Source organism: Cellulosimicrobium cellulans, assembly GCF_016921195.1.
In the GTDB taxonomy this organism is placed as follows: domain Bacteria; phylum Actinomycetota; class Actinomycetes; order Actinomycetales; family Cellulomonadaceae; genus Cellulosimicrobium; species Cellulosimicrobium cellulans_F.
On record NZ_JAFGYF010000019.1, the window covers coordinates 1 to 18,720 of the forward strand.

Annotated in this window: 15 protein-coding genes and 3 tRNA genes; 4 read left to right on the forward strand and 14 right to left on the reverse strand. The window is 74.0% G+C overall.

All coding sequences use genetic code 11. From position 1 onward, the window contains the following. Positions 1-208 precede the first annotated feature (208 nt). Entirely contained in the window at positions 209-1,513 is a 1,305-nt protein-coding gene (locus JN535_RS20160) for an MFS transporter (RefSeq protein ID WP_205207590.1), read from the reverse strand. Continuing rightward, positions 1,510-3,147, reverse strand: a complete 1,638-nt coding sequence (locus JN535_RS20165) for an MFS transporter (RefSeq protein ID WP_205207591.1) — start codon at positions 3,145-3,147, stop codon at positions 1,510-1,512. Before JN535_RS20165 ends, JN535_RS20160 begins: the two co-directional genes overlap by 4 nt. Before the next feature lie 72 nt (positions 3,148-3,219). On the opposite strand from JN535_RS20165, the gene JN535_RS20170 reads away from it, so the two are divergent. Next, the gene (locus tag JN535_RS20170) at positions 3,220-4,359 is read left to right on the forward strand and encodes a LacI family DNA-binding transcriptional regulator (RefSeq protein ID WP_205207592.1); all 1,140 of its coding nucleotides are present in this window, start codon (positions 3,220-3,222) and stop codon (positions 4,357-4,359) included. Positions 4,360-4,381: 22 nt separating this feature from the next. Here JN535_RS20170 and JN535_RS20175 read toward each other — a convergent pair whose 3' ends face one another. From JN535_RS20175 to JN535_RS20205, 7 genes are all read right to left on the reverse strand, one after another. Next, positions 4,382-5,902: a Tat pathway signal sequence domain protein gene (locus JN535_RS20175; protein WP_240201530.1), complete on the reverse strand. Its 1,521-nt coding sequence runs from the start codon at positions 5,900-5,902 to the stop codon at positions 4,382-4,384. 193 nt (positions 5,903-6,095) lie between these two features. Further along, complete coding sequence (locus JN535_RS20180; protein WP_205207593.1) at positions 6,096-6,530, reverse strand: MaoC family dehydratase; 435 nt, start codon at positions 6,528-6,530, stop codon at positions 6,096-6,098. After that, entirely contained in the window at positions 6,527-6,988 is a 462-nt protein-coding gene (locus JN535_RS20185; RefSeq protein ID WP_205207594.1) for an FAS1-like dehydratase domain-containing protein, read from the reverse strand. Before JN535_RS20185 ends, JN535_RS20180 begins: the two co-directional genes overlap by 4 nt. Before the next feature lie 28 nt (positions 6,989-7,016). Next, positions 7,017-7,187, reverse strand: a complete 171-nt coding sequence (gene rpmG, locus JN535_RS21335) for a 50S ribosomal protein L33 (RefSeq protein WP_021482899.1) — start codon at positions 7,185-7,187, stop codon at positions 7,017-7,019. 86 nt (positions 7,188-7,273) lie between these two features. Continuing rightward, a tRNA-Met gene (locus JN535_RS20195) sits at positions 7,274-7,350 on the reverse strand. A gap of 61 nt (positions 7,351-7,411) precedes the next feature. Beyond that, positions 7,412-7,484, reverse strand: a tRNA-Thr gene (locus JN535_RS20200). A gap of 195 nt (positions 7,485-7,679) precedes the next feature. After that, positions 7,680-7,761, reverse strand: a tRNA-Tyr gene (locus JN535_RS20205). Positions 7,762-7,890: 129 nt separating this feature from the next. Here JN535_RS20205 and rarD point away from each other — a divergent pair. From rarD to JN535_RS20220, 3 genes are read left to right on the forward strand one after another with little or no spacing between them, the layout of a single operon-like run. Next, on the forward strand, positions 7,891-8,916 hold the full coding sequence (gene rarD, locus JN535_RS20210; protein ID WP_374100530.1) for an EamA family transporter RarD: 1,026 nt from the start codon (positions 7,891-7,893) through the stop codon (positions 8,914-8,916). 57 nt (positions 8,917-8,973) lie between these two features. Next, positions 8,974-9,468, forward strand: coding sequence for a YajQ family cyclic di-GMP-binding protein (locus JN535_RS20215; protein ID WP_205207595.1), 495 nt, complete (start codon positions 8,974-8,976; stop codon positions 9,466-9,468). Further along, positions 9,465-10,373, forward strand: a complete 909-nt coding sequence (locus JN535_RS20220; RefSeq protein ID WP_205207596.1) for an HAD family hydrolase — start codon at positions 9,465-9,467, stop codon at positions 10,371-10,373. Before JN535_RS20215 ends, JN535_RS20220 begins: the two co-directional genes overlap by 4 nt. Before the next feature lie 40 nt (positions 10,374-10,413). On the opposite strand, the gene htpX is transcribed toward JN535_RS20220, so the two are convergent. From htpX to JN535_RS20245, 5 genes are all read right to left on the reverse strand, one after another. After that, entirely contained in the window at positions 10,414-11,298 is an 885-nt protein-coding gene (htpX, locus tag JN535_RS20225) for a zinc metalloprotease HtpX (RefSeq protein WP_205207597.1), read from the reverse strand. A gap of 211 nt (positions 11,299-11,509) precedes the next feature. Next, complete coding sequence (locus tag JN535_RS20230; RefSeq protein WP_307869037.1) at positions 11,510-12,922, reverse strand: FAD-dependent oxidoreductase; 1,413 nt, start codon at positions 12,920-12,922, stop codon at positions 11,510-11,512. Between the two features lie 216 nt (positions 12,923-13,138). After that, positions 13,139-13,612, reverse strand: a complete 474-nt coding sequence (locus JN535_RS20235; protein ID WP_205207599.1) for an LpqN/LpqT family lipoprotein — start codon at positions 13,610-13,612, stop codon at positions 13,139-13,141. A 188-nt stretch (positions 13,613-13,800) separates the two neighbouring features. Continuing rightward, positions 13,801-14,073 carry a WXG100 family type VII secretion target gene (locus JN535_RS20240; RefSeq protein WP_021482523.1) on the reverse strand — a complete coding sequence of 91 codons (273 nt, stop codon included), beginning with the start codon at positions 14,071-14,073 and terminating at the stop codon, positions 13,801-13,803. A gap of 134 nt (positions 14,074-14,207) precedes the next feature. Then, entirely contained in the window at positions 14,208-18,692 is a 4,485-nt protein-coding gene (locus JN535_RS20245; RefSeq protein WP_205207600.1) for an FtsK/SpoIIIE domain-containing protein, read from the reverse strand. Positions 18,693-18,720 lie beyond the last annotated feature (28 nt).

The following is an 18,720-nucleotide window of genomic DNA, read 5'->3' on the forward strand; positions in this document are numbered from 1 at the left end:
GCGTCGTGGTCGGGCCTGGCGGGAGCCGCGAGGAACGAGCGGCGGATGGTAGACGCGGCACCACCACCCACCCCGCCCACCCAAGGCGACCAGAACGCCGTCGAGCACAAAGAACCACGGCTCTACCTCACGCAACCACGGCTCTACCTCACGCAACCACGGTTCTACCCCGGCGAACCACGGCTCTCCCCCGCGCCGTGGGTGCGGGTCAGCGGCGGGGGGCCTCCTCGGAGCGCTGGGCCGCCTGCTGGCCCGCGGAGCCGGCGGCGGTGGGGAGGGGGCGCGTGGCGCCGACGACCAGCAGGCCGACGACGACCGGGACGGCGATCACGAGGAGCGCACCGCGGTACCCGACGTGCTCGGCGAGGAAGCCGATGAGCGGCGGGCCCATGAAGAACGCGGAGTAGCCGATGGTCGCGACGACGCTCACGCGCACCGCGGCGCGTGCCGGGTCGTCGGAGGCCGCGCTCATCCCGACGGGGAACCCGAGCGCCGCGCCCATGCCCCACGCGACCACGCCGAGGAGCGCGAGCCAGATGCTGGGCGAGAGCGTGAAGAGGAGCAGGCCGACGAGCGCGAGCGCCGCCCCGAGGCGGAGCACCGTGACACGCCCGTACCGGTCGAGCAGGCTGGTGCCGAGCAGGCGCATCCCGGTCATCGCCGTGAGGAACACGGCGAGGCCGACGGCGCCCATGGCGTCGGAGGTCTCGAACCCGTCGACGACGGCCAGGCTCACCCAGTCGTTCGCGGCGCCCTCGGTGAGCGCGGCGGCGAGCACGACGAGCCCGATGAGCAGCGTGCGCGGCTCGGTCCACGCGCTGAGCGCGCCGCGCGCGTTCTCCGACGCGGTGAGGGGCGCGCCGCTGCCGGCCGCGGCGGCGGGGTCCGACCCGGCGGAGTCTCCTGCCGTGTCCACGACGTGCTCGACCTGCCCCGCGGGCAGGAAGAACCGCACGGACCACAGGACGCCGAGGAGGCTCAGCACGACGGCGGCGGTGAGGTGCACCTGGACCGGCACGTGGAGCGCGGCCATGAGAGCCCCGACGCCGGCGCCGGCCATGGTGCCGAAGGAGAACCCGGCGTGGAAGCGCGGCATGATCGCCTTGCCGAGCCGCTGCTCGACGGCGGCGCCCTCGAGGTTCATCGCCGCGTCCCAGACGCCCGTGCCGATGCCGGCGAGGAAGAGCCCGACGCGCACGACGACGTCCTCCCCCGTCGCCACGCCGGTGACGGCGGTGACGAGGCCGACGACGTTCGCGACGGCGAACAGGGTGACCGCCTTCGACGCACCGAGCCGCTGGACGACCATGCCGGAGAGCGGGAGCGCGAGCAGCGACCCGACCGCCATGAAGAGCAGGAGCAGGCCCATCTGCGCCTCGGTGAACCCGAGCGAGTCGCGGACCGCGGGCAGTCGCGACGCCCAGGTCGCGAAGTTGAACCCGTTGAGGAAGAAGACCGCGAAGACGGCCCAGGTGGCGAGGGCGACGCGGCGGTCGGTGCGGGCGGCGGTCATGCGGAGGTCTCCTCGCGGCGGTGCGACGGGCGGGTTCGGGGGCGGCGTGCCGGGGCACGGTGGGCGGTGGCGGACGTCCCGGTGCGGGCCGACGCTCGGGGCCGGCGCGACCGCGGGGCGCGACGCGCGTCGTCGGCCGCGACGGGCGCGCCGTCCGGGACGCTGTCGTCCGCACGGGCGGCGGCGTCCAGGACCATGGCGCGGGTCTCCGGACCATCCTCCACCCCGGACGGTACGCCGTCGTCCGCGTCCGCCGCAGGGCGACGCGTCCGGGCGGCGAGCGCGGCCGGGGTGCCCAGGGGCGCCACCTGGCGCGCGAGCAGCACGCTGAGCACCATCGCGGCGACGATGAGGACGAGCGCGTGGCGGGCGCCCATGGCCTCGGCGGCAAGGCCGAGCAGCGGCGGGGCCGCGAGGGACGCCATGGACGAGAAGGCGGACACGACGGACACGCGGCCGGCGGCGCGCAGCGGCTCGTCGGACGCGGCGGCGATGCCGACCGGCACCGCGAGCGCCGCGCCGAAGCCCCAGAGCACGACCCCGACGCCCGCGAGCTGGAGCGTCGGCGCGAACCCGAAGAGCAGCAGCCCGGCGATCGACGCGACGCCCGACGCGCGGAGCACGGTGACGCGGCCGAAGCGGTCGATGAGGCGGGTCCCGGCGAGGCGCATGACGGTCATCGCCGCGACGAACGTGCCGAACACGACGGCGCCCACGGCCTCGGTCTGGGCGAACCCGTCGACGACCGCGAGCGAGAGCCAGTCGTTGGCCGAGCCCTCGGACAGCGCGGCGGAGAGGATGACGAGGCCGATGAGCAGCGTGCGCGGCTCGCGCCACGCGGAGAGCGCCGCGCCGAGCCGCGCGCCGCGGCGGGCGAGGCGGGCGCGGAGCCCGGCCGTCTCGACGTCGACGACCGCGTCGCCGAGCGCCTCGACGGGTGCGGGTGCCTCGGCCGGGGCGGGGGTGCGCGACGGGAGCGTGTCGTGGACGGTCGCGGGGATCGCGGCGAGGCGCCAGACCAGGGCCACGGCGCCCGTCGCGACGAACTGGACGACCACCGGGACCTGCGCGTGGGCGCACGCCGCGCCGATGAGCGACCCGACGACGGCGCCGACGGAGAACGCGGCGTGGAACTGCGGCAGGATCGTGCGCCCGACCCGCCGCTCGATGCCCGCGCTCTCGACGTTCATCGGGACGTTGCCGAGCGAGAACGCCATGCCGTTGACGAAGATGCCCGCCGCGAGCAGGGGGACGGACCCCGTCGCGGGGCCGAGGCCGAGCAGGAGGAACGCGACGCCGAACAGGAGCGCGGAGACGCCGAACGCGACCCGCCCACCGAAGCGCGTGACGAACGGACCCGCGGCGGTGACGGTCAGGAGCGCGCCGACGGCTCCCGCGAGGAGCACGACGCCGAGGTCCGCGGGGGTGAGGCCGAGCGCGTCGCGCACCGAGGGGATGCGCGCGAGCCAGCTCGACATCATGACGCCGTTGAGCGCGAACACGCCGAGGAGCACCCAGCGGGCCCGGGCCAGGGCGCGAGGGTCGGACAGGAGATCGGTCGGGGACTGCGCAGCACCTCCTCGAATCGATTCGATCCGACGGACGAGAGTGCGCTTCGAATCGATTCGAGGCATGGTCACCAGTGTGCGGGTACGCTGGCCGCGCGTCAATCGAGAATCCCGCGCACGCGGGAGGCAGGGAGCGTGATGAGCGACACCCCCGGGAACCGGGAGCCCGCAGCGGCCGCGCCGGTCCACCGGCCCACGCTCGCCAAGGTCGCCGAGCTCGCGGGGGTCTCCGTCTCGACGGCGTCGCTCGCCTTCTCCGGCGCCGGGCCGATCACCCCCGAGACGCGGGCGCGCGTGCTCGACGCCGCCCAGGAGCTCGGGTACACCGGCCCCAACCCGCTCGGCCGGCAGCTCCGGTCGGGCAGGTCGGGCGTGGTCGGCGTCGTCGTGGGCGACCAGCTCCGGCGCGCGTTCCGGGACCCCGTCGCCGTCCAGGTGCTCGACGGCCTCGTCTCGACGCTCGGCGAGAACGGCCTGGGCGTCCTCCTCATCCCCGGCATCCCGTCCGACGACCCGGCCCGCGCCGTCGACCCGCTCGTGGAGAGCGCGGCGATGGACGTCGCCGTGCTCGTCTGGGGCGTGGGTTCGCACGACGCGACGCTCGCCGCGCTGCAGCGCCGGGGCGTGCCCGTCGTCATCGGCGAGGGCCGCGCGGTCGAGGGTGCCCCGCTCGTCGCGATCCGCGACCGGGCGGGCACGGCGGACGTCGTCCGGCACCTCGTCGACCTCGGCCACACGCGCGTCGCGGAGGTCTCGCTCCCGCTCGACACCTCCGACCGGAGCGGGCCGATCGACGCGCAGCGGCTCGCCCAGGTGGACCGCACGCCGACGGCCAACCGGCTCGCGGGCGTCCGCGACGTCGTCGAGCCCGTCGCGAGCTGGGAGACCGAGGCGTCGCTCGTCGAGCACGGTCGGTCCGCGACGCTCGCCCTGCTCGGTCGCCCCGGCACCGACGGGGCGACCGAGCCCGCCGATGCCGCGACCCGCCCCACCGCGGTCATCGCCCACTCCGACCTGCTCGCCGCGGGCGCCCTGCTCGCCGCGCGCGAGCTCGGGCTGCGCGTGCCCGACGACGTCTCGGTCGCCGGGTTCGACGGCCTCGACCTCCCGTGGCTCGCCCCCGACGTGCTCACGACCGTCCACCAGCCGCTCGCCCGCAAGGGTTCCGAGCTGGGATTCGCGGTGATCCGGCAGCTCGCGGGCGAGGCCCCGACGACGGTCGAGCTCGACGTCGAGCTGGTGGTGGGGACGACGACGGGCCCCGCCCCCACCACCTGACACCGCGCGGGCCGGGTCCGCGTCAGCCGAGCCGGCCGGGCTGGAGCGGGTTCGCCCGCGCCGCCGCCATGAGGTACCAGGACGTCGCACCGACGTGCTGGACCTGGAAGTACCCGAACCCGAACCCCGAGTCGAGCAGGCTGGACGCGGCGACGACGCCCGCGCGCTCGGGCAGCGCCGCGCCGCCCATCGTCTGACCGGCCCCGACGCCCTCCTGCACGCCCTGCACCTCCCGGAGCAGACCCTCGGCGCGGACCCGGTCGTCGTCCCGCTCGCAGCCGCGGCGCCCCCGACGCCGGTCGTCGCGGCTCCCCCGGCCTCGTGCACCGCGGTCCGCGAGCGCCGCCGCGAGCTGCGCCGTCCCCTCGAGCCACACCCCCTGCTGGTGCACCGGCAGCCCGTTGTACGACGCGGTCGACGTCAGGCTCGCGCTCGAGAACGTCACGCCCTCGACGACCGTGCCCGCGGGGAGCTGCGAGACCGCCTCGCCCGCGACGTCGCGCGCGGCCAGCGCGTCGTCCGCCCAGTCCAGCGCGCGGGCGTAGCGCCGCTCGCGCAGTGCGAGCCACCCCCACGTCTGCGGGTCGAGCGGGAGCGGGTCCCGGTTGATCTCGGTGCCGTCGTTCGTGCCGGTGTAGAGGTAGCCGCCGTCCGGCTCCCACATGCGGTCGACGAACGCACGCGCGTGCTCGGCAGCACGTTCCCAGCGCCGGTCGCGCGTCACGGACCCGAGCTGACGGAAGAACGCGACGCAGTCGACGTTGTGCTCGGTGGAGCCGTTGGGGATCGGGACGTTCGCGCCGTCCACGCCGAACGAGAACCCGCCGAGGGGCGCCCGCGACCACGTGCTGGCGACGATCCACTCGCCGATCCGCCGGGCGGCGTCGAGGTAGCGCCGCTCGCGCGTCACGGCGTGCAGGTGCAGCAGGGCGATGCCCGGCCAGGCCATGTCCCCCACCGCCGTCCCGAGGAAGCCGAACTGCCACCCGACGTTCGCCGTGCCGTCGGGCAGGACGAGCCCGTGCTCCTGCGGCGTGCCGTCGTAGAAGGTGTACGGCCCGACGTTGTACGCCTGGCGCAGGCGGCCGTCGTCGTGGTCGGGGTCGTGCTCGAGCGCGAACACGAGGCCGTCGCCCAGCGCCCGGGCGCGGTCGAGGTACCGGCGGCCGGCCGTGAGCGTCGCGAGGATCGCGAGGGCGTTGTCGTAGACGAACGCCGTCGAGAACAGGCCGAGCTGGTCGGCGTAGGACTGCGCGAGCCGCGGGCCGGGGTTGGCCTCGGGGTAGGCGTCGGTCGCCGCGGCCAGGAAGCCGTGGGCGCGGTGCACCGAGGCCGCGCGGGACCGCGCGGAGCCACCACGGGCGCCAGCGGCGGCTCCGGGCAGGGTCGCGGCCTGCCGCGCTGCCGCCGGCGACGCCGTGAGCCCGGCGAGCGCCACGGCGCTCCCGAGCGCGAGGACGGTGCGTCGGTCGATCCCGCGCGTGGGTGGGCGGCCCGGAGCGCCGGGTTCGTGGGGAACGGGGAGGCCACCGTGCTGGGTCATGAGCGTCTCCTTCGACGTCGTGAGGGGCGGGACCCACGCTAGTGGGAGCGTTTCCACCAGGAAAGAGGGCGTGCCGTGGTGATCGATGTCGAATTCTCCCGGCCGGCCGTCACGACGACGAGGGCGCCGCACCCGGCCGGGTGCGGCGCCCTCGTGACGTCAGGAGCACGTGGTCGCCCAGGGAGGCCACGGCTCAGAGGCGGACGACCGCCTGCGTCTTGCCGAGCACGCGCGCGCCCTCGAACGTGACCGTGAGGTCGACGCGGACGGTGCCCGCGTCGGCGTCGACCGCGCCGATCGTCCCCGTGACCTCGAGCGTCGCGACGCCGGGGTCGGGCACGGGCACGGGGCGCGTGAAACGCGTCTGGTAGTCGACGACGGCGCCCGGGTCGCCGGCCCAGTCCTCGACCAGCGCGACGGCCGCTCCCATGGTGAACATGCCGTGCGCGATGACGCCCGGCAGGCCGACCTCGGCCGCGAAGGCGTCGTTCCAGTGGATCGGGTTGAAGTCGCCGCTCGCGCCGGCGTAGCGGACGAGGCGGGCGCGGTCGACCTCGACCGTGCGCGTGCCGATGACGTCGCCGACGGACAGGTCCGTGAGGACGGGGCGGGTGACGTCGGTGCTCATGCGCCCTGCCCGCGGACGGCGAGGGTGGAGGTGACGGTCGAGACCGGCTCGGTGCCGCCGCCCGGCAGGACCGCGGCGATCTCGCAGCGCGTGGTGACCATCGCGAGGCCGGCCCGCTCGGTGATCGAGTCCACGTGCAGCACGGTCACGAGCTCGTCGCCCGCGACGATCGGGCGGCGGTGCGTGAAGCGCTCGTCCGCGTGGACGACGCGGGAGAAGTCGATGCCCGCCTCCGGGTCCTCGATGAGCTGCCCCTCCGCCCGCTGGGCGACGACGACCGCGAAGGTCGGAGGTGCGACGAGGTCCGGATAGCCCGCACCCCGCGCTGCCACGAGGTCGTGGTGCACGGGGTGGGTGGCGCCGACGGCGCCCGCGAACTCCCGCAGCTTCTCGCGTCCCACCGAGTACGGCGCGTTGGCGGGGTACTCGCGGCCGACGTAGGCCAGGTTGACGCTCACTGCGGTGCGCGGGCGCGGAGCCGGGGGCTCAGCGGGTCTCGCGGTGCGCCGTGTGCTTGCCGCAGCGCGGGCAGAACTTCGCGAGCTCCAGGCGGTCCGGGTCGTTGCGACGGTTCTTCTTCGTGATGTAGTTGCGCTCCTTGCAGTCCACGCAGGCCAGCGTGATCTTGGGGCGAACGTCAGCGCTCTTGCTTGCCACGGTAGTGAGCCACCTCTCGCGCCTCCGGAGGGCGCATGTGCTGTGCAGGTCGCACGACGCCGGCCGCCGTACGAGGTTGTCGAAAGTGGTAGCGGAGGCGGGGATCGAACCCGCGACCTCACGATTATGAGTCGTGCGCTCTAACCATCTGAGCTACCCCGCCGCGTGACTGAACGCGAGGCCGTCTCGCAGTATTCCAGCAAGACGACCCCGCGTCACCACAGAGCCCCGAAAGGGAATCGAACCCTTGACCTTCTCCTTACCATGGAGATGCTCTGCCGACTGAGCTATCGGGGCAGCGCGGAAAACTCTACACGGAACACGGCGTCGAACGAAATCGGCGTCGTTCCGCCGTTCCCGGCCGCCTCGGCCCTCCCGGGACACCGTCCCGCACCGTCCGCACCGTGTCCCGCACCGTCCGCGACGCGGACGCGCGGTCCGCACGCGAACGACGACGGGGCGCCACCCGTGGGTGGCGCCCCGTCGCTCCGGTGGCAGGTGAGGGATTCGAACCCCCGAAGGCTGAGCCGTCTGATTTACAGTCAGATCCCTTTGGCCGCTCGGGCAACCTGCCGTGTGGAGTTGTCGCTCGCCGGCAAGACTACACAGCGTGCAGCCCCTGCCGTGCGGGCGAGCCAACGATACAGCCCCGTCGGACCAGGTGCGAAATCCGGGCGTGGGCGGCTCTCCGTACAGTGGTGCGGTGACCCACCCCTCCCCCGCGCCGGACCACCTCCCCGGCACCGGGATCCCCGGCCCCGCGCCCACCGGCGCACCGTCCTCGCCCGCCCCGGCCCCGCCGCCGAGCAGCCCGCGCAGCGCGCCCGCCCCGACCGACCGCTGGGGCCTCCTGCTCGGCGCCGGCGCGTTCTTCCTCTGGGGCGCGATGCCCCTGTACTTCCCGCTGCTCGAGCCGGCGGCGCCGCTCGAGATCATCGCGCACCGGGTCGTGTGGAGCCTGCTCTTCTGCCTCGTGCTCCTCGCCGCGACGCGCCAGCTCGGCGGGTTCGTCACCGCGCTGCGCACGCCGCGCACGCTCGGCGTGCTCGCGGTCGCCGCTGTCCTCATCGTCACCAACTGGACCGTGTACGTGTACGGCGTCCTGAGCGGTCACGTGCTCGACGCCGCGCTCGGGTACTTCATCAACCCGCTGGTCACGGTCCTGCTCGCCGTGGCGGTGCTGCGCGAGCGGCTGCGACCCGCGCAGTGGGCGGCCGTCGGCATCGGCGTCGCGGCCGTCGTCGTCATCAGCACCGGCTCGGGCGGGCTCCCGTGGATCGCGCTCGTCCTCGCAGGGTCGTTCGGCCTGTACGGCCTCGTGAAGAACCGCGTCGGGCGCACGGTCGAGGCGCTCCCCGGGCTCGCCGTGGAGACCGCCGTGCTCACGCCGCTGGCCCTCGTCTACCTGGCATGGCTCGCCGCCACGGGCGTCGGCACGTTCGGCGCGGAGGGCGCGGGCCACGCGCTCCTGCTGGCGTCCGCGGGGATCGTGACGGCCCTCCCGCTGCTCCTGTTCAGCGCCGCCGCGCGCCGCCTGCCCCTGAGCGTCGTCGGCCTCCTGCAGTACCTGGGACCCGCGCTCCAGTTCCTCTTCGGCCTCCTCGTCTTCCACGAGCCCATGTCGCCGACGCGCTGGGCCGGGTTCGGGCTCGTCTGGCTCGCGCTCGTCGTGCTCTCGGTCGACGGGCTCCGCGCGGCCCGGGCGACGCGCCTCGCGAGCCGTCCCTGAGCCTGCTCTACTACGGTGGGACCCAGCACCCGTTCCCGCTCCAGAGAGGACCCACCCATGGCCGACTCCTCGTTCGACATCGTCAGCAAGGTCGACCGCCAGGAGGTCGACAACGCGCTCAACCAGGCGGCCAAGGAGGTCTCGCAGCGCTACGACTTCCGCAACGTCGGCGCCTCGATCGCCTGGAGCGGCGAGAGCATCCTCATGGTCGCGAACTCGGCCGAGCGCGTGCTCGCGATCCTCGACGTCTTCGAGACGAAGCTCGTCAAGCGCGGCATCTCCCTCAAGTCGCTCGACACGGGCGACAAGGAGCCCAAGGCGTCGGGCAAGGAGTACCGCCTCGCCGCGACCCTCAAGGAGGGCCTGTCGAGCGAGAACGCGAAGAAGATCACCAAGATCATCCGCGACGAGGGCCCCAAGGCCGTGAAGACCCAGATCACGGGCGACGAGGTCCGCGTGACCAGCAAGTCCCGCGACGACCTCCAGACCGTCATCGCGCTGCTCAAGGGCGCCGACCTCGACGTCGCCCTGCAGTTCACCAACTACCGGTGACCCTCCCGCGCGTCGTCGCAACGGATCTCGACGGCACGCTCCTGCGCTCCGACGGCACCGTCTCGGAGCGCACGCGCGCCGCGCTGCGCGCCGCCGAGGACGCGGGGGTCGAGGTGGTGTTCGTCACCGCGCGTCCGCCGCGCTGGCTCGACCAGCTCGTCGACGTCGTGGGCGGGCACGGGCACGTGATCTGCCTCGGCGGCGCGGCGGTGTGGGACCTGGCCACCGCGAGCGCGCTCGACGTGTGCGGCTTCACCGCGGACGAGTCCGCCGCGCTCGTCGCCGACCTGCGCGCCGCGGTCCCGGGCGTGGCGCTCGCGTTCGAGCGCGTCGACGGCCCGACGTTCGACCCGGGCTTCCGTTCCAGCCCCGACGACGACGCGACCGACGTCGTCGCGCCGGTCGAGACCACGCTCGGACCGCACGGCACCGCACCGGGCGAACCGGCGCGGCAGCCCGTCGGCAAGATCCTCGCGCGCGACCCCGGCGCGCCGGTCGACGACGCTCCAGCCACGCAGCCCGTCGTCGTCGCGGACGGGCAGACGACGGCGCAGGAGTCGTTCTTCGCGCGCGTGCGCGAGGCCGTCGGCGACCGGGCGCACCTGGCCTACTCCGGGGCCGCGGGCCTCGCCGAGCTCCTCGCGCCGACCGTGACCAAGGACGCCGCGCTCGCGCGCTGGTGCGGCCGGCTCGGCGTCGACGCGCGGGACGTCTGGGCGTTCGGCGACATGCCCAACGACCTGCCGATGCTGCGCTGGGCAGGCCGCTCGTTCGCCGTCGCGAACGCCCACCCGGACGTGCTCGCCGCGGCGACGGACCGTGCCGCCGCGAACGACGACGACGGCGTCGCGCGCGTCCTCCTCGACGTGCTGGACGTCAGCGCGGCGGGCGCCTCCGCGCCGTGACCGGCCCCTGCGCGCACCGCGTCACCCCTGGCGCGCGCGCTCAGTGGTAGGTGATGCCGCCGTAGCCCGGGCCGTGACCGGCCATCGTCTCGAGCCGCTTGATGCGCTCCGCCATCGGGGGGTGGGTCGCGAACATCTTGGCCACGCCCGCGCCACGGAACGGGTTGGCGATCATGAGGTGCGAGACGTCGACGAGGTCGCGGTTCTGCGGCAGCGGCGCCCGCTGCGTGCCGGCGTCGAGCTTGCGCAGCGCGGACGCGAGCGCGAGCGGATCGCCGGTCAGCCTGGCGCCGTCCTCGTCGGCGTCGTACTCGCGCGTGCGCGAGATGGCGAGCTGGACGAGCATCGCCGCGACGGGCGCGAGCACGACCATCGCGATCGCCGCGAGCGGGTTGCCGCCGCGGTCGCGGTCGCCGCCGAAGATCAGCAGGAACTGCGCGAGCGACGTGATCACGCCGGCCAGGGCGCCCGCGACCGACGACGTGAGGATGTCGCGGTTGTACACGTGCATGAGCTCGTGCCCGAGCACGCCGCGCAGCTCGCGCTCGTCGAGGAGGCGCAGGATGCCCTCCGTGCAGCACACGGCCGCGTTCTTGGGGTTGCGGCCCGTCGCGAACGCGTTCGGGGCCTGCGTCGGCGAGACGTAGAGGCGGGGCATCGGCTGGCGGGCTTCGGTCGAGAGCTCGCGCACGATCCGGTACATGGCGGGCTGCTCGAGCTCGCTCACGGGGCGCGCGTGCATCGCGCGGATCGCGATCTTGTCCGAGTTCCAGTACCCGTAGAACGTCGTCACGAGGCCGATGCCGACGAACAGCCACAGCAGGTTCGCCCTGGCGCCGAACAGCGCCCAGAGGCCCAGGACGATGGCCCACATGAGGCCGAACAGGCCGGCCGTCTTCAGACCGTTGAAGTGCTGACGCCCCACGCTGTGCTCCCTTCCGCGCCTCGGGCACCCGCGTGGTCCGCCGGGCGCCCGACGGGCGTCGACCCCGTCGACGCCCACCCTGATGAACGCCCGAGGCGATCGTCCCGTTCCCGCGGACGACGACGGCCCCGCCCGGGACGACGACGGCGCCCCACCCGTGCAGGGTGGGGCGCCGTCGTGGGCGTTCGGGTGCTCCGGCGCGGCGGCCGGGTCAGCCGACCGGGGTCTCGCCGCGCGCCACGCGGATCATGTCCTCCCGGGGCACGACCTTGATGCGCTCGCGGCCGTGCGGCTCGCCGAGCGAGCGCTCGTACGCGTCGAGCAGCTCCCACCCGGACCACTCGATCGGGTCCACGCCGCGCTCGCGGAGGAACTCCAGGACGGCGTCGGGCTCGCCGAGCGGTGCGACGCGGCCCCCCGTGAGGTCGGCCGCCGCGACGTCGCCGCCGTCGCCGGCGCCCGTGACGTCCTCCACGAGGTGGCGGACCGTCTCCGAGGCGTCCGACTTGGTGTGCCCGATGAGGCCGACGGGGCCGCGCTTGATCCAGCCCGTCGCGTAGACGCCCGGGATGTGCTCGCCGTCGATGTCGATGACCCGGCCCTCGCGGTTCGGGATGACGCCCTTGAGCTCGTCGAAGGGGATCTCCGGCAACGGGGAGCCGAAGTAGCCGACCGCGCGGTACACGGCCTGGACGGGCCACTCGTGGAACTCGCCCGTGCCGGAGACGGTGCCGTCGCCGTTGAGGCGCGTGCGCTCGGTCCGCAGCGCCTCGACCTTGCCGTCCCCGAGCACGGCGGCCGGGGCGTGCAGGAAGTGCAGGTGCAGGCGGCGCGACGCCGTGTTCTCGCTCGGGTCCTTGAGCGTCCAGTCCGTGAGGGTCTTGACGACCTGCTTGGTCTGGTTCGAGGAGTTGATCGCGGCCATCGAGCCCTCGTCGAACTCGAAGTCCTCCGGGTAGACGATCACGTCGACGTCGGGGACGTGCCCCAGCTCGCGCAGCTCGAGCGGCGAGAACTTCGCCTGCGCGGGCCCCCGGCGGGCGAAGACGTGCACGTCGGTCACGGGCGACGACTTGAGGATCTCGTAGACGTTCTGCGGGACCTCGGTCGGCAGCAGGTCGTCGGCGTGCTTCGCGAGCACGCGCGCGACGTCCAGCGCGACGTTCCCCGCACCGAGGACGGCGACCTGCTGCGCCTCGAGCGGCCACGTGCGCGGGACGTCGGGGTGGCCGTCGTACCAGGAGACGAAGTCGGCCGCGCCGTAGGAGCCCGGGAGGTCGATGCCCTCGATCGGGAGCGCCGCGTCGCGGATCGAGCCGGTCGAGAAGATCACCGCGTCGTAGTACTGGCGCAGGTCGTCCAGCTTGAGGTCGACGCCGTAGTCCACGTTCGCGAGGAGGCGGATGTCGCCGCGGCTCAGCACCTTGTGGAGCGCGACGATGATCTGCTTGATGCGCGGGTGGTCCGGCGCGACGCCGTAGCGCACCAGGCCGAACGGCGCGGGCAGGCGCTCGAACAGGTCGATGCTCACGTCGAGGTCGGTCTTGGACAGGATGTCCGCGGCGTAGATCCCGGCGGGACCAGCGCCGACGATCGCGACGCGCAGTGGACGGATGCTGCTCACAGGACAGGGCGCCTTCCGGTCGAGGACGTGGGTCTCTCCCGCGCGGCCGACGGGCCGTTCCGCGTCGACCGGTGGGTACCGGCCGCAGGAGACCTCTCGATTGTACGACTGGGGTGAGGGTTGCCTCACTCGGGCCCTCTCCTCCATGACCAGGGTCTCACCGGTCTCGCCAGGTGGATACCTCGTCTTGTGATCCGGGCGAATGTAACGCCGGGGTCAACGGTCGACGCGGAGGCTCTCCTGCACGGCGCGGATCTCCGCGGCGGCCCACGGGTGCTGGAGGAGCGTGCACGTCCCCGTCGTCTGGACGAGGTCCGCCACCGGACCCCGCGGGACCACGACCGTCCGCACCGACTGGACGAGCACCGCTCCCCCGCCGCCCTTGAAGGACGCCTCGACCCACCGCCCCGGCAGGCCGTCGACGTCCACGTCACCGCCGTCGAGCTGGCGCAGCCTCGGCAGCGGCTTGAGCTTGCGCAGCACCTCGGCGTGCGCGTCGTCCAGCGTCTGCTCGGCCCGGATGCGCGAGACCACGACGATGACGTTGGGGTTGAACTCCCCCTCCTCGACCTCGCGCCCGAGCGCGAGCGGGAGGGCGACATGGGGCAGCGGGACCCAGCGCTCCGGCGCGTCCAGCCGCACCCCGACGGGCGCGGGGAAGTCGTCGCTCGGGTAGCGCAGCTCGGTCATGCGTGGGGTCCTCTCGGTCGCTCTCGTCGCGCTCCGGGTGGTGCGGGACGCGCCAGCAGTCTCGCAGACCGGCGGGTCCCGGACCGCCCGGGGTCCGTGCGGCCGCGACCGGAGCCGCGACCGGCCCCGGACACGCCGAGGGCGCGGGACCCGTCACGGGTCCCGCGCCCTCGGTGGAGCTCAGCGGATCAGCTGTTCGACGCCTGCTCCTGCTGCTGCGCGTTCTGCGTGGCCTTCTGGCCCGCGTCCGTCAGCGTCTGCGCGACGTTGTTGAGCTGCGTCTGCGCGGCCGGCCAGTCGCTGCCCTTGAACTGCTGGGCGTCGGGGCCCTCCCACGGCACGCTCTGGATCTGGGAGTTCAGGTTCTGCATGGTCGTGCGGATCTCGTCCGCCTTCTGCTGCAGCGTCTGACCGAGCCCACGCAGCTCCTCGACGTTCGCGCCCCACATGCCACCAGCCATGGTGTTCTCCTTCTGTGTCTCGACCCCCACCCTGCGTGGACGTCGTCCCGTTGTCGATGGCAGTACTCAACCATCGGCCCGTGAGCCCGTCGATGGGGAGGTGTCCCCATGAGCGGCCCACTGTCGTCACGTCGCTACCGCGGGAGCGCGACGTGCAGCTTGCGAGCCCTCCCGGAGACCACGAGGAAGCCGCGTCCCGGCGGGAAGTCCGCGCGCCGGATCCGGCCGAGGCCGGTCCCCAGCAGCGTGTCCCCGTCGAGGTCGCCCGGGGTGAGGAGCAGACCGGTGCGCCCCGCCTTGAAGGGCTGCGCGATCGCCCACGCCTGCCCCCACGTCGACGACTCGGCCTCGCCCACGACGAGCTGCTCCGCGCGCGTCGCGGCACGCACGAACGCCACGAGCGGCTGCTCGGCGGGCGTCCCCGTGAACTCCGTGACGGACTCGACGAGCACGGTGAGCGCGCCCGGACGCAGCGACCCGCCGTCGAGCGCCTGCGTGAGCGACTCGAGGAGCGTCACGACCTCCTCCGGCGAGGTCGCCGCCGTGTCCCAGGCGTCGAGCGCCGAGATGCTCGTGCGGCGCGGCGAGAGGTACACGACACGACCCGCGCGCGCCCGGCGCACGGCCTGCGCGATGGTGACGAGCGCCGTCGTGCGCCCGCCCCCGGGCGGGCCCGAGAGCATGAACGTCCCGCGCGCGGGCAGCCCCACGGGGGCGATGTCGAGGTCGTCCAGGCCGATCGTCGGCCGGCCGCCGGTGACCTCCGGCAGCGAGTCCAGCGTGAAGCTGTCGGGCAGCCGCTCGACCCCCGGCGCCTTCTGGATGCCGAGGCGCGTCATCGCGTCGCGCAGCTTGCCCAGCTCACGTGCCTGGAGCGCGACGTTCGGGTCGCCGCCCAGGACCGCGACCTGGACCTCGTTCTCGTCGAGCACACCGCGCCCGGGCGGGGACGTGAGCGACAGGACGTCCTTGGGGACGCCGAGCGTCAGGTAGTCGTCCTCGCTCGCGAGACGCAGCACCAGACGCTTCTGGATCGTCGAGCCGAGCGACGTCGGCACGGACGCCGCGCGGTCGCCCGCGACGACGACGTGCACGCCGACCTGGCGCCCGTCCGTCGCGATCGCGGTGAAGGCGCCCCACACGGGGAACGCGTGCGCGGGCCGGAACTCGTAGGACTCGCGGAACGCGCCGATGCCGTCGACCAGCAGCAGGATGCGCGGCTCGTCGGGCGCGCCCGCGAGACGCCGGTACTCGTCGAGGCTGCCGGCGCGGACCGCCGCGTAGCGGGCGGAGCGCTCGTCGACGAGGTCGCGCAGCGTGCGCAGCACCCGCTGGACGCGCTCCTCGTCGTCCCCCGAGATGACCGCGCCGACGTGCGGCAGGTCCTCGAGCATCCGCAGACCGCTCGCGCCGGCGTCGATCGCGTAGACCTGGACGGGGCCGCCGCGCGCCGTGATCGCCGCGGAGACGGCGATCGTCCGCAGCGTCGCGCTCTTGCCCGAGCCACCCGTGCCGTAGATCGCCATGTTGCCGTCGCGGTCGGGCTCGTAGAAGACGGTGGGCTGCGCCTGGGTGGTCGGGTCGTCCTCCACGCCGAGCAGCAGCATGGTGTCGGTGCGGGGGTTGGGCAGGCGCGCGAGGTCGTACGTCGGCGCGAGCTCGGCCAGCCACGGCTTGCGGGGCACCGGGACCGCGGCCTCCGTGGCGGCCCGGGAGATCGTCGCGACGATGCGCGCGATGTCGTTGGGTCCCGGGTCGGTGACCTCCTCGACCTCGGGCTCGGGCAGCTCCCAGCGGATGTCGGAGCCGAACGCCATCTCCTGGACGTCGATGCGCGGCCGCTCGGGCCGCGAGGTCGTCCAGCCGCCCGCGTAGCCGGTCTGGAACGGCGTGATGCGACCGGGGCCGGTCTTCACCGCACCACGGCCCGGGATCGACGGGTCGAAGTGCGCGGCCATCGGGATGCCGAGGATGTCGGTCGAGTCGTCCTCGTCCGCCATGCGCAGAGCGACGCGCAGGTTCGTGTTGGCGCGCAGGTTGTCCTTGATGACGCCCGCGGGCCGCTGCGTGGCGAGGATGAGGTGCAGGCCGAGCGAACGACCGCGCTGGGCGACGTCCACGACGCCGTCGACGAACTCCGGGACCTCGTTGACCAGGGCCGCGAACTCGTCGACCACGATGAGCAGGCTCGGCGGGGCGTCGGGGTCGCCGGTCCGCTCCAGGGACGCGAGGTCCTTGGCCTTCTTCCGGTTGAGCAGGTGCTCGCGGTAGCGCAGCTCGGCCCGCAGCGACGTGAGCGCGCGGCGCACGAGGTGGGGCGACAGGTCCGTGACGAGGCCGACGGTGTGCGGCAGGTTGACGCAGTCCGCGAACGCGGCGCCGCCCTTGTAGTCGACGAACAGGAACGTCACGCGGTCGGGACTGTGCGCCGCGGCCATCCCGAGCACCCACGACTGGAGGAACTCGGACTTGCCCGCACCGGTCGTCCCGCCCACCAGCGCGTGCGGGCCCTGCGTGCGCAGGTCGAGGTAGAGCGGCTCGGTACCGGAGTGCCCGACGAGGCCGCGGAGGTTCGTCGGCGCCTTGCGGCGCACGGGCGGGGACCCGTCGCGCGGGGTGAGGGACCCGTTCTCACGCCACGCGTCGATGAGGCGGCCCGGGTCCTCGGCCAGCGCGGTCCCGGCGAGCGTGAGGTAGGAGACCGAGCGCGGGAGGTCGGAGTCGTCGTCGACGGGCGCACCCACGTCCACCACGGGGGCCAGGATGCGGGCGACCTCGTGGGCGGTCGCGAGGTCCACCGTCTCGCACGCCACCGGGAACGACAGCCGGCCCACCCGGACCTCGCCGCTCGTGGCGCCCGCGGTGGCCCCGGGAGCGCCTGCGCCCGTGGTGTCGGCGGTGTCCACGAGGACGAACGTGCGGCACGCGGCCGGGAGCTGCTCGACCGACGGCGCGACCCACACGACGTGCACGCCCGCGTCCGCGCCGCGCTCCACGAGACGCGTGAGACGCGAGCGGTCCACGGGCGCGTCGTCCTCGACGAGCACGACGACCGTCGGCAGCACCGGCTTGGGCGTGTCCTCGCCCTCCTCCGGGTCGATCGGCCCGCGCAGCTCGGCGTGGGTGTCGAGGTCCGCGCCGCGCGCCTCGACGAGGTCCTCGAGCTGCGACAGCAGCGCCTGCGCGGCGCCGGGGTTGTCGGCCAGGTGGTCGCCGCCCAGCGGGCTGTGCGGCGAGCCCGTGTGCGGGAGCCACTCGAGCCATTCCCAGTCGGCGCGGGACCGCTGCGACGTCACGGCCGCGAGCACGAGCTCCGACGGCGAGTGCAGGCCCGCGAGCTGGACGAGGATCCCGCGCGCGACGGCGTCGACCGCAGCACCCGCCCCGGCGACGCCGAGCGCGCCGTCCGTGCGCAGCCGACCGACGACCGGGACGCCGGAGATCGTCGCGCACTGCGCGTGCAGCTTCTCGAGCTCGTTCCAGTACTCGGGCAGCGTGTTGTTCTCGCCCGGCTGCTCGAGCTGGGTGCGCGCCGGCGCGGAGCCGAGGCCGATGCGCACCGTGAGGAAGGCCTCGTGCTCGGGGCGGTGCGTCCACATGAGCCCGCCCAGGCGCCGCACCGCGTCGACCGTGTCGCTGACCGACGGCGCCTCCGAGAGACGCACGGCGCGCTCGACCGCGTGGGTGCGGTCGATCGTGTCGCGCATCGCGACGACCGCCGCCTCGAACTGCTCGCGCTGCGCCTTGAGCTTGCGCCGCGACTGCAACGTGTTGTCCAGGTAGGCGCCCAGCATGAGGATCGGGCTGAGCCCGATGAACACGATCGACAGGATGTTCTTCGTGAACGAGTAGAGGATCACGCCCATGAGGAGCGGCGCGACCATCGCGAGGTAGGGGAAGCGGGGGGGCTCCGGGGGCTGCGGCGGCTTGGGCGCCTTGAGCTTGCGCTCCGGGAAGCGGGCCACCACGCGGGGCGAGCGGTTGAACTCCACCACGGGACTCGTCGGCGCGAGGCTCGTCGTGCGGTGCAGCGCGACGACCGACACGACCGTGCTCCCGATCGTCACCGTGTCCGACGACGTGAGCGTCGAGCGCATCATGCGCTGACCGCCCATGACGAGGCCGTTCGCCGAGTTCGTGTCGGTGATCTCGATCGTCTCGCCGACCGTGATGCGGGCGTGCCGCTTGGAGACCTGCGGGTCGCTCAGGCGGATGTCCATGTTGCGGTCGCGGCCGAGGTAGCTCGTCCCGACGGGCAGCGGGAACTCGCGTCCCGCGTCGGGGCCCTCGAGCACGCGCAGGACGGCGACGGCGGCGCCGCGGTCCTGCCCGGGGGCGTCGAACTGCTCGGAGACGCGCACGATCGACACCGTCGACCCGGACCGCAGCCCGGCCTCCGTGAGGTCGCTCGTCGGGGACAGCACGCGCCCCTGCCCCGACCCCGACGGCGAGGTGCCGACCTGGAGCGTCAGCCGGTCGGGGACCGCCGTGCCGGACCGGGTGGGGTCGCCCGCGAACAGCGCCTCGGCGACGTCGCGCACGGTGGCCGTCGCGTCGGCCGTGACGGCGACGTTGGTCGTGCTGGCGTCGGGGCGGTGCAGCGTGAGCTTGATTCGCACGAAGGTTCCTGTTCAGGTCCGGGGAGAG